Raw genomic sequence first — 11,053 nt, forward strand, 5'->3', positions numbered from 1 at the left:
TCTCCGTGGCGCGGGTTGCACGGCGCAGGCGGGTGCGCCGCGCATTGTCTGGTTTAATGGCGGGGGAATCGCGTGTCGGGGCACCGTCCGGCGGGACAGGACGATCGCTTGCGCGGCCCGCGGTTGTCTCGACCCTTCCAGACCAACAATGCACATCATCAGGTCGGACTTACGATGAACAACACGAATTCGCGTCGCTTTTCGCATCGATCGGGCGCAGGCGCGCAGACGGCCGCACGGGGCGGCACCTTGCATGGCTTCCATCATGGCACGGCGCGCTGGCCCTTGCTGCGCACCGGCCGCGCGCTCGGCCTCGCACTGTGTGCCGTGGCTGCCGCGTGTGCCGGATGGGCGGCGAACCCCGCATGGGCTGCCGATGCTGTGCCGGCTTCGGCTTCGGCTTCGGCTTCGGCGGCGCACGTGGCGTCCGGGGCCGTGCATGCGGCGGCGGCTTCGGTGCCTTCGGCGGCTTCGGTCACGCATGCGTCAGCGGCTTCGGCCGTCTCCGGCGGCACGGCATCGGCTGCCGCTTCGACGTCAATACCATCGGCAGCTCCAGCGGCCTCCGCCTCGTCGGCCGCCTCCGCCGCCACCGGCGCATCGGAGCCCAAGGTGCTCGCGTTGCCTGAGCACCCAAGCCTCACCCCCGAGCAGGCCGCCGAGGAAACGCGCGACGCCCTCGAAATGCGCACCGTCTTCGCGCGCGAGGTCACGCGCCGCCTGCACGTGCCGCCCGCGGATCAGCGTGCCTATGGCGAGCGCCTCCAGACCGCGCTCGAAGCGGAAAACCTGGGCGAGCTGGCGGGCGAATACGTGATCCTCGTGGACCGCGCCGCGAACGTCCAGGCGCTCTTCCTCTACTTCCGCGCCCAGGCCGGGCAGCCGTGGCAGATGATCGGCGCGTCGCCGGTTGCCACCGGGCGGCCCGGCGAATTCGATCACTTCCTCACGCCGCTCGGCGTTTTCGAGCACACGCCCGACAACATGGACTTCCGCGCGGAAGGCACGATGAACGAGAACGGCATACGCGGCTACGGCAAGCGCGACATGCGCATCTACGATCTGGGCTGGGTGAACGGCGAGCGGGGCTGGGGCAAGGGCGGCTATTCGCAGATGCGCTTCCAGATGCACGCGACCGACCCCGACCGGCTCGAGCCGCTCCTCGGCATCCGCCATTCGAAGGGCTGCGTGCGGATTCCGGCCTCGCTGAATGCGTTCATCGATCACAACGGCATCATCGACGCCGAATACGAAGCGCTCGTCGCGTCCGGCAAGTCGCTGTGGGTGCTGAAGTCGGACCGGAAGGCCACGCCCTGGGCGGGACGCTTTATCGTGGTGATCGATTCGGAGCGCAAGACGCGCCCCGCGTGGTCGCCCGCGCCCGGCAGCAAGGCGCACGCGAAGGTGCCGGCCGGCGGCGATCAGGCCGACTGACGGCGAGGCGGTTTGGCAGGCGCCCCGGGTGCCACCGGCCCTCCCGGTGCTCCCGGTGCCTGTCCCGCCGGGGCGCGCCGCGCGAGCAGCACCCCGGCCAGCGCCACGCCGAAGCCCGCGATCTGCAGCGGGGCCAGCGTCTCGCCAAACAGCAGCCAGCTTTCGAGTGCCGCGAGCGGCGGCGCAAGAAAGAGCAGCGCGGTGGCGCGCGCGGCGTCGCCGTGGCGGACCATCCATACCAGCAGCGTCACGCCCGCGCCGGACAGCATCACGATCCCCCACGCAAGCGATACCCAGAGCGTCGCCGTGGCGATCCAGCGCGTTTCGCCCAGCACCGCGGCGAGCAGTGCGGCCACCAGCGCCGCGCCCGCGTTCTGCACGGCGCTTGCTGAACGGATATCGGCCTGGGCGAGCGAGGTCTTCTGATAGAGCGTGCCCGCCGTGATCGAGCCGACCGCCGCCACCGCCACGATCACCACCAGCAGCGGATTTGCATGGCCCGGTGCGTGCGTGCCATGGAGCGCCGCGTGCAGTTTCGGCATCAGCACGAGCACGACACCGGCGAGGCCGAGGGCCATGCCCGTCCAGCGGCGCGCCGAGAGCCGCTCGCCGAAGAGCCGCGCGGCGAACGCGGCGGTGAGGAGCGGCTGGAGCGCGCCGAGCAATGCCATCACGCCGGCGCTCAGCCCTTGTGCGACGGCCCAGTAGCCTGCGCCCAGATAGATTCCCTGCAGCAGCGCGCCCGCGAAGAGATGCTTGCCGAGCTCGCGTCCGCGCGGCCATGGCGCGCGTGCGATCAGTGCGACGGCCGCGAACAGCAGGGCGGTGCCGGCGAAGCGGGCGAGCAGGAACAGGTTGGGATCGGCGTAGGGCGCGATGGCGCGGGCGACGACGAATCCCGTCGACCACAGGACGACGAAGAGGGCGGGAGCGAAAGTGGCAAGCATCGGTATGGGTTGCGGCTGGGCTTCGGGCCCACGCGGCTGACGCGGAATGGCAGGCGTGCAGTATCGCGCGCCGGCTGTAACGGGTCTTGTTCAGGACTGCACCGGGGCCGAGGGCCGATGCGCTGGCTTCGGTGCATGAAAGCGAATGAAGGGGCGAGCGCTCAGCGGCCCAGCCACATCGCTGCGGCGCCCAGCACCACGCCGCACACTCCGCAGGCGATCAACAGAGTGCGCGTGCGCCGGTGCTCTTTGCGCAACGCTTCGGCAAGGCTCCCCGCACCGGCGTGCAGCGCGGTGGCTGTAGCGGGATGGCCCTGCCGCACGCCGGCGTGGTGTTGCAGGAAGTGGAAGAGCAGTTGCGGCACGCGCGGCGCCACCTGGGCGAGGTGAGGCAACTCCTGCGAAAGCCGCCGGATCCAGCCGCGATGATCGAGGTCGCGCTGCGCGATGCCGGCGAGCGTGCGCTCGGCAATGCTCCAGGCATCGACGCCGGGATGGATCTCGCGCGCAAGCGCTTCCGCCTGGCCGAACGCGCGCTGCGCCGCCACGAGTCGCGGCGACACGTCGCCGCCGAATGGCTGCACCGCATGCAGCAACTGATGAAAGAGCGCGCCCGCGCTGCGGGTATCGACGCCGTCGGCGAAATGCGCTTCGCTGCGCGTGCGCAGTTCGGCTTCGATCTGCTCGGTGCGCGCGTGCCCCGGCACGTTGCCGGCGGCGTGATGCAGCGCTGCGAGGCGAGCGTAGTCCTGCTGGAACAGCGCCGTGGCGCCGTGCACGAAGAACTCGCGCTCGGGCGAGGAAAGGCTCGTCATCAGCGCGGAGGCGGCCAGCACGAGACGCCCGTGCGTGTCCGGCTCCACGCTGACGGCCACGCGCCGCGCGTCGAGCGCCGCGTGGAAGAAGCCGTGCTCGAACGCTTGCTGCGTGACCACTTCGATCAGATGCGCGGCCACCCGCGTCACGTTGATGCGGTGCTCGGCGAGCGCGACGAGATCGGTGGCGGGCACGGTGTCGAGGTGCTGGACCGCGAGCGTATGGGGCGTGCACAGGTCCCAGATCACGTCGGGGACGACGATGCGCGGGTTGTCGGCGAGATGGTGGCCGGCCTGGCTCAGATTGGCGGCCTGCGCGCGCAGGTCGAAGCGGCGCTGGAGGTCTTCGCGCAGCGCCAGCGCGAGCTTGCGCAATTGCAACTTGCGCGCCGTGGGCGAGAAGCGCTCCACCCAGCGCGCGACGTTGCACAGGAGCGCGGCTTCGTCGTCCACGGCTTCGGTGTGGTCGGCGCGCAGCACGCGCAGCGTCAGCATCTGATGGCCGTTCACGGGCAGCGCGAGGCGGGCGATGTGCGTCTGTTCGCACCAGCCGTGGTGGCAGGGCACCGGGTCGATCCACGAGAGCAGCGTCTTCGGCGGCTTGCCGAGCGCGGCGTGCAGGGTGCGTTCGAGCGCATCGGGCGCGAGCGGGGTTTCGAGGCGCTCCAGCGCGTCGATGGCGTCGTGCAGCGTGGCGGCGGCGAGTTCGGGCCGCTCGCCCAGCACCTGCGCGAACGCCGCGGCAACCGGTGCGAGCCGGGGCAGCGCGCCGTGCAGGCTCGACGCAAAGCGCTCGTCGTCGCGCAGGCGCGTGGCGAGCGTGAGGAGCCAGTGCAGCTTGTGGTGTTCGGGCGCTGCGAGCCAGAGCAGCCTGGCGCCGTAACGCAGCACACAAAAGAGGAGCCGGAGTTGTCGGAATGTTGAGCGCATCGATGCAGCCGTCTACCAGATCCATGCCGCACGCGGGGCGCGGCACAGGCGAGAGTAGCAGGGATGCGGGTCGGCTGGCCACACGTAATAACGATGGCCGTGCGTAATACACGTAATACAATACGGCGGCCTTTCCGAACTCACCCGCGCCCGGCGCTCATCGAGATGCTCGCAGAACAACGTCATCAATACATCCTCTCGCAAGTGAACCGGAATGGCGCGCTCTCGGTGGCCGAGCTCGTGCGCGAACTGCATGTGTCGCGCGAGACCATCCGGCGCGACCTCAATACGCTCGCCGCGCGCGGCCTGCTCATCACGACCCATGGCGGCGCGCTTTCCAGCGACCGCCGCGAGCCCGACCTCGACACGCGCGAAGCCGCGAATGCGAGCGCCAAGCGCGCCATCGGCGAGCGTGCTGCCGAGTTCGTGCCCGACGGCGCCTCGGTCATCCTCGACTCGGGCAGCACGACTCATGCCGTGGCGCGCGCGCTCACCGACCGCCACCGGCTGACCGTCTATACGAACGACTGGCGCATCGCGCTGCTGCTCGGGCGCCGCAACGAGAACCGCGTGACGCTGCTGGGCGGCGAGCTCTCCGACCAGGAAGAGGCCACCTTCGGCCTCGATACCGTGCAGCAGCTTGGGCAATATCACGCCGACTACGCCTTCGTCGGCGCGGGCGGCATCAGCGTCGACGGCTGGCTGACCGACTACTCGCGCATGGTGGCCGAGGTGCGCAGCCGCATGCTCCTCGCCACGGGCTGCGCGATCGTCGTGGCGGACCATTCGAAGTTCGGGCGCGTGACGCCCGTGCGCATCAACGGTTTCGAGCGCGCGCGCTACGTCATCACCGAACTCGCGCCCGAAAAATCGGTGGCGCGTGCCATCGCGGCCCGCGGGCCGGAACTGCTGGTCGCCTGACCCGGCAGCGACAGGCCCGGGCGCCGGTCCGGAGGCCGCCGCTGCCGCTTTGCACGGCGCGTTCGCGCGTTTGCACGATTCGCGGCGTTGCCACACCCTCTTCGCTTTCTTCGTCTAAAACGGTTTGAACGCGCTGCCGAAGCGCGCCGGGCGTTATGTATTTTTTTGGCGATTTGTGGAATTTTTTGCCATCCACCATCATCGTCACGGCGCTGTCACGGAAATCTGTGATTCTTCCGGTGCCCGTTCAGACGGGGCTGGCACGCCAGGCGGACTGCATCCCCGCGCCTCGTGCGAGCCCTCGTTTTTAGGCCGCAACCGGAGGATTGCAGACAATCTGCAATCCGTGGGCGGCACCGGACGGGAAAAGCAGGCGGCATGGTCAGCCGCCGACGTTCGATCACACACGCATCGGGTATCCCCGAGCAACCTGGTTTTTGCCTTCGGAGAGTGACATGAACCACACGAATTCCCATCGCGCGGGTTTCGCACGCAAGCTGCTGCCGATGCTGGCCGCCGCGATGATGCTGGAAGGCTTCGCGCTGAGCGCCCACGCTGCCGACGCAGTCGTGCTCTACACCGCCGACGGCCTCGAAAATCTCTACCGCGACGTGCTGCCGGCCTTCGAGAAGAAGGAAGGCGTCAAGGTGAACATCGTGACGGCGGGCAGCGGCGAAGTGGTGAACCGCGCCAACGTCGAGAAGGATTCGCCCAAGGCCGACGTCCTCGTGACGCTGCCGCCGTTCATCCAGCAAGCCCAGCAAAGCGGCCTGCTGCAGCCGTACCAGAGCGTGAACTACAAGAACGTGCCGGGGATCGCCAAGGCGGCCGACGGCTCGTGGGCCACGTTCGTGAACAACTACTTCTCGTTCGCGATCAACCCGGACGTCGTGAAGAATCAGCCGAAGACGTTTGCCGACCTGCTGCAGCCGGACTACTCGGGCAAGGTCGCGTACTCGAACCCGGCCACGGCCGGCGACGGCATGGCCGTGATCATCCTCACGACCTCGCTGATGGGCGAAGACAAGGCGTTCGACTACCTGAAGAAGCTCGAGCAGAGCGCCAGGTTCCACACGAAGGGCACGGGCTACCTCGACGTGCTGCTCTCGCGCAACGAAATCGCGGTGGCCAACGGCGACCTGCAGATGGACCTCGACGACGCGGCCAACGGCGGCCTCTCGCTCAAGCCGATCTTCCTCGCAGCCGATGCCGGCGGCCATCCCACCACGTTCCAGCTGCCGTACGCGATCGGCCTGATCAAGGGCGGCCCGAATCAGGCGGAAGGCAAGAAGCTGATCGACTACCTGATGTCGAAGGAAGTGCAGTCGAAGGTGCCGGATATCTTCGGCATCCCGGCCCGCACGGACGTGGCGCTCGCGGGCAAGAACGGCGAAGCGGTCAAGCAGGCGATCGCCGGCGTGAAGCTGATTCCGGTGGACTGGAACCAGGTGATGGCGAAGAAGGCCGACTGGACGGCGCGCTGGAAGAACGACGTGATCGGCGCATCGGGCAAGGAAATCGAAGTCGTCAAGCCGCAATAAGCGTTTGAGTTTTGCTTTGCATAGGACCGGAGCCGGTGCTCGCGCACTGACTCCGGTCGACAGGAGATGAACCCGGTGAATACCGCAAGCCTCTCGCCGGCCGGCATGGCCCGCGCCCTGCCGGACGTGTCCGGCATCACGGGCGCCATGGAAACCGCGGGCGCCGCGGGCGTGCAGATCGATCATCTGAGCGTCCGTTTCGGCACCCGCACCGTCCTCGACGATCTGTCGCTCACGATCCGCCGCGGCGAACTGCTGACCGTGCTCGGCCGCAGCGGCTGCGGCAAGACCACGCTGCTGCGTTTCATCGCCGGGTTCGTCGAAGCCGATGGACTCGCCGGTTCGCTCCGCGTAGCGGGCCGCGACCTGACCCACGTGCCGCCGCACCGGCGCAACCTGGGCCTCCTCTTTCAGAGCTACGCGCTGTTCCCGCACCTCTCGGTGTTCGAGAACGTCGCGTTCGGGCTCAAGGCGCGTGGCGTGCCGTCGCGCGACATCGCGCGGCGCGTGGCCGACGCGCTCAAGCTCGTGCAGCTCGGCGACGCGGGCCACGTCATGCCCGCGCAGCTCTCGGGCGGCATGCAGCAGCGCGTGGCGCTCGCGCGCGCGCTCGTGATCGAGCCGGACGTGCTGCTGCTCGACGAGCCGCTCTCGGCGCTCGACGCCAATCTGCGCGCTTCGGTGCGCTCCGAACTCAAGGCGCTGCACGAGCGCCTGCCCGATCTCACGATTGTCTGCGTGACGCACGATCAGGACGACGCGCTGGTGCTCTCCGACCGCACGCTGCTCATGCGCGACGGCCACATCGCCCAGCTCGGCACGCCGCAGGAACTCTACGACGCGCCCAACGACGCCTATGTCGCGCGCTATCTGGGCGCCGCGAACCTGCTGCCGCCGAACGTCGCGTTCCCGGTGGGCGACGCGCGCCACGACGTGCGCGACAAGCTCGCCTGCCTGCGTCCGGAAAGCCTGCGCATCGTGCCGCTCGGCGAGGGCGCGCTGCACGGCACGATCGAATCGGTCGAATGGTACGGCTCGGTGCTTTCCGTGCCGGTCGTGCTCGACGCGATGCCGAACGAACCGGTGCTGGTCACCCTGCAGCGCGGCCACGGCATGACGCCGGAAAAAGGCATGCGCGTGTCCCTGCGTTACGAGGCGGAAGATGTCGTCCTTATCAACCCCTGATTCCGCGCTCCCGCTGGCGGGCGCCGACGCGCACGCGGCCGCCGTGCGCCGCCGCGAGCGCCGCGCGCAGTGGCACATCGCCTTCCTGCTCGTATTCGTGCTCGGGCCGATCGTCGTTTATCCGCTCGCGCGCCTCGTGCTGCTGAGCCTCACGGGCGCGCACGGCCTGAGCTTGAGCGCCTACACGGCGTTCTTCAGCAATCCCGACTCGCGCGGCGTGATCGGCACGACGCTGTGGATCCTGTGCGTGAGCGCGGGCCTCGCGTCCGTGCTCGGCGTGGCGCTGGCCGCGATCCTGTTCTTCAAGCCGTTCCCGGGCGCACGGCTCGTGACGCGTTTTCTCGAACTGTTCGTGGCGTTTCCGTCGTTTCTCGTCGCGTTCACGCTGATCTTCCTGTACGGCTCGCAGGGCTCGGTGAGCATCGGGCTGCAACGGCTTTTCCATCTGCAGGCGCCGCCGCTCGACTTCCTGTTCGGCATGGGCGGCGTGATTCTCGCGGAAGTGGTGTTCTACGCGCCGTTCGTCGTGCGTCCGACGCTCGCCGCGTTCGCGCTCCTCGACATGCGCCTGATCGAAGCGGCGCGCAGCCTCGGCGCGAACACGTGGATGGTCGCCGCGCGCGTGATCCTGCCGCTCGCGTGGCCCGGTATCGCCGCCGGCACGATCCTGTGTTTCCTGCTGACGTTCAACGAGTTCGGTATTTTGCTCGTGCTCGGCAGCGCGCACCTCGTTACGCTGCCCGTGGCGATCTACAGCTCGGCAACCGTCGATCTGGACCTGCCGACCGCCGCCGCCGGCGCCGTCGTGATGCTTGCCATGTCGCTCTCGCTCTATGCGTTGTACCGGCGCGTGAACCGCCGCACTCAAGGAGGCGCTCGCAATGGCCGCTAATCCCGATCGCATCGCGCTGCCGCCGCTGCATCCGCGCGCGCGCCCGGTCGAGCGCAGTCTCGCCGCGCGCATCGCAGGCGGCGCGCTGCTCGGTTTCGCCGCGCTCGTCTGCTTCTGGCTGTTCGTGCTGCCGGTGATCGTCGTGGCGCTGTCGAGCGTCGCCTCGCACTGGTCCGGCACGATCCTGCCCGACGGCTACAGCATGCGCTGGTTCGAACGCCTCGGATCGAGCGACTTCGACGCGCTCGTCACGAGCTTCGAAATCGGCTTCGGCGTGGCGGTGCTCGGCACGGCGCTCGGCCTGTGGCTCGCGCTCGCGCTCGAAGGGCGCGACCGCCGGGGCCTGGGCGCCGTGGTCGATACGCTCGCGATGGTGCCCAATGGCGTGCCGAGCGTCGTGCTCGGTCTCGCTGTCCTGATCGCTTATCACAAGGCGCCGCTCGATCTGTCCGGCTCGGCTGCGATTGTGGTGCTGGTGCAGCTCGCGCTGGTGCTGCCGTTCTGCTACCGCTGCGCGTCGGCCGCGCTGCGCCCCGAGCTGACCATCCTGCGCGAAGCGGCGGCGAGCCTCGGTGCGCCGCCCGCGATGGTGCTGCGCCGCGTGGTGCTGCCCCAGCTCGTGCCGGCGATCCGCGCGAGTCTGGCGCTGGGCTTCGCGCTCTCGCTCGGCGAACTGGGCGCGACGCTCACGGTGTATCCGCCGGGCTTCGCTACGGTGCCGATCGTCGTGGTGGGTGCCGTCGAGCGCGGCTATTACCTGCCGGCTTCGGCGCTGTCGCTGATCCTGCTCATCGTTTCGCTGGTCGCGCTGCTGCTGATCGCGGCGCAGGCGCCCAAGCGCCGTGCGGATTGAAGCCGGGGGGCGCGTGCCGGCCGCTTCGGCAGGCCGGCACGTCGCCGAAGAGGCGGACGGCGCGACGGCGAGCGGCTACGCAGCCGTCACGCCGATCGCGCTCGTGCGCCAGCATTCGCTGACCGGACTGGTGCGCGACGAGATCGAGCGCCGTATCGCGGCCGGGTTGCTTGCCCCGGGCGACAAGCTGAACGAAGCAGACTGGGCCGCACGCCTGCAGGTTTCGCGGGGCCCGGTACGCGAGGCGTTCCGGGCGCTGGAACAGGCGGGGCTCGTGCGCAACGAGAAGCATCGCGGCGTGTTCGTGCGCAGCGTCTCGGGCGCCGAGGCGGAAGAATTGGGCGTGTTGCGCGCGGTGCTGGAAGAGGCGGCGTGCCGGATGCTGGCGGCGCAGATCGACGCCGCGCAGGTGGCGGTGTTGCGCGAAAGGCTCGATGCGATGCGCGACGCGCTGGCCGCGGCGGATCGCGACGGCTGCGCAGGGGCGCGCGAAGCGTTTCGCGATGCGCTCATGGCGGCCGCGGGCAACGGCAAGCTGCACGAGGCCTGGCGGCGCTGCGTGAGCGAGCTGCGTCTGGCGGGGGTGGGGCAGCTTGAGCTTGGCGCGATGGACGTATCGTATGGCGTGTGCCGCGCGATTCTCAACGCGCTGGCCTCGCGCGACGCCGACGAGGCGGCCGCGCTGATGCGTGGGCAGGGAATCTGACGCGGCGCGTGCCGCAAGGTTCGAGGCAGCAAGCGGAGGCGCGCGGGCTCCGCTTGAAACAAGGAGCAGGAAAGGATGGCACTGAGTCTGGCGGATATTAAGGGGCTGTTCGACAGCTTCGGCGCGGTTGCGTATAGCGGCGAACCCGTCACGCAGCTGGAGCATGCGCTGCAAAGCGGCGCGCTGGCAGAAGAAGAGGGCGCGAGCGAGGAGCTCGTGGCGGCGGCGTTCCTGCACGACCTGGGGCACCTGCTGAATCGCCAGGGCGAGACACCGACCGAGCGCGGCATCGACGACCTCCACCAGTACTACGCGCTGCCGTTCCTGCGTCCGGTGCTGCCGGACAGCGTGCTGGAGCCGATCAAACTCCACGTGGATGCGAAGCGCTATCTGTGCGCGACCGACGCAGCCTATTTCGGCCGCCTCTCCGCGGATTCGGTCCGCAGTCTCGAACTGCAGGGCGGCATTTTCGATGACGAACAGGCCCGCGAGTTTGCGCAGCGCCCGTTCGCCGAAGACGCGGTGCGCCTGCGCCGCTGGGACGATCTCGCGAAAGTGGCAGGCAAGCCGACGCCCGATCTCAATCACTACCTGCATATTGTCGAGCGCGTGATGCTGCGCCGCGGCTGAAGGCGGATTACGTCGATCCGGCGAGGCCGGATCGACGCCTCTTCCGGGTTCCGTTCGGGGCCTGACATGACCTTGTCAAAAAACCGCTTGCCAGAACGGAAGCGGATCTCTAGAATGCCGGTCTTTCGCGCTTTCCTTGAGAGCGCGGGGAGACGGGAAGCCCCCCGGGAAACCTTGTGGGGCTTGAGTCTGCGGGCGG

At 69.0% G+C, this 11,053-nt stretch carries 10 protein-coding genes; 8 read left to right on the plus strand and 2 right to left on the minus strand.

Features of this window, described 5'->3' with window-relative positions:
* Positions 1 to 174 precede the first annotated feature (174 nt).
* Complete coding sequence (locus BFE01S_RS33445) at positions 175 to 1,434, plus strand: L,D-transpeptidase (RefSeq protein WP_245621262.1); 1,260 nt, start codon at positions 175 to 177, stop codon at positions 1,432 to 1,434.
* Here BFE01S_RS33445 and BFE01S_RS41255 read toward each other — a convergent pair.
* Both BFE01S_RS41255 and BFE01S_RS33455 read right to left on the minus strand, forming a co-directional pair.
* Complete coding sequence (locus tag BFE01S_RS41255) at positions 1,422 to 2,381, minus strand: DMT family transporter (RefSeq protein ID WP_084170374.1); 960 nt, start codon at positions 2,379 to 2,381, stop codon at positions 1,422 to 1,424. The two genes, BFE01S_RS33445 and BFE01S_RS41255, sit on opposite strands and share 13 nt — an antisense overlap.
* Before the next feature lie 161 nt (positions 2,382 to 2,542).
* Positions 2,543 to 4,126 (minus strand): ABC1 kinase family protein, encoded by a 1,584-nt coding sequence (locus tag BFE01S_RS33455; protein WP_028229240.1) that lies wholly within the window; start codon positions 4,124 to 4,126, stop codon positions 2,543 to 2,545.
* Positions 4,127 to 4,291: 165 nt separating this feature from the next.
* Between BFE01S_RS33455 and BFE01S_RS33460 the strand changes: the two genes are divergently transcribed.
* The 7 genes from BFE01S_RS33460 (at position 4,292) to BFE01S_RS33490 (ending at position 10,854) form a co-directional block, all read left to right on the plus strand.
* Positions 4,292 to 5,047: a DeoR/GlpR family DNA-binding transcription regulator gene (locus BFE01S_RS33460; RefSeq protein ID WP_028229241.1), complete on the plus strand. Its 756-nt coding sequence runs from the start codon at positions 4,292 to 4,294 to the stop codon at positions 5,045 to 5,047.
* Between the two features lie 455 nt (positions 5,048 to 5,502).
* Positions 5,503 to 6,588 (plus strand): 2-aminoethylphosphonate ABC transporter substrate-binding protein, encoded by a 1,086-nt coding sequence (gene phnS / locus BFE01S_RS33465; protein ID WP_028229242.1) that lies wholly within the window; start codon positions 5,503 to 5,505, stop codon positions 6,586 to 6,588.
* Between the two features lie 105 nt (positions 6,589 to 6,693).
* Positions 6,694 to 7,773, plus strand: a complete 1,080-nt coding sequence (gene phnT, locus BFE01S_RS33470; protein ID WP_156967254.1) for a 2-aminoethylphosphonate ABC transport system ATP-binding subunit PhnT — start codon at positions 6,694 to 6,696, stop codon at positions 7,771 to 7,773.
* The gene (locus BFE01S_RS33475) at positions 7,751 to 8,665 is read left to right on the plus strand and encodes a 2-aminoethylphosphonate ABC transporter permease subunit (RefSeq protein ID WP_028229244.1); all 915 of its coding nucleotides are present in this window, start codon (positions 7,751 to 7,753) and stop codon (positions 8,663 to 8,665) included. The genes phnT and BFE01S_RS33475 overlap by 23 nt, the downstream gene beginning before the upstream one ends.
* Positions 8,655 to 9,518 carry a 2-aminoethylphosphonate ABC transport system, membrane component PhnV gene (gene phnV / locus BFE01S_RS33480; RefSeq protein WP_028229245.1) on the plus strand — a complete coding sequence of 288 codons (864 nt, stop codon included), beginning with the start codon at positions 8,655 to 8,657 and terminating at the stop codon, positions 9,516 to 9,518. The genes BFE01S_RS33475 and phnV overlap by 11 nt, the downstream gene beginning before the upstream one ends.
* 94 nt (positions 9,519 to 9,612) lie before the next feature.
* Positions 9,613 to 10,224 carry a GntR family transcriptional regulator gene (locus BFE01S_RS41260; protein WP_245621264.1) on the plus strand — a complete coding sequence of 204 codons (612 nt, stop codon included), beginning with the start codon at positions 9,613 to 9,615 and terminating at the stop codon, positions 10,222 to 10,224.
* Between the two features lie 75 nt (positions 10,225 to 10,299).
* Entirely contained in the window at positions 10,300 to 10,854 is a 555-nt protein-coding gene (locus BFE01S_RS33490; RefSeq protein ID WP_028229246.1) for a phosphonate degradation HD-domain oxygenase, read from the plus strand.
* The last annotated feature ends 199 nt before the right edge of the window (positions 10,855 to 11,053 follow it).

Origin of the sequence: Paraburkholderia ferrariae NBRC 106233, assembly GCF_000685035.1 — a bacterium.
Taxonomy (GTDB): Bacteria; Pseudomonadota; Gammaproteobacteria; order Burkholderiales; family Burkholderiaceae; genus Paraburkholderia; species Paraburkholderia ferrariae.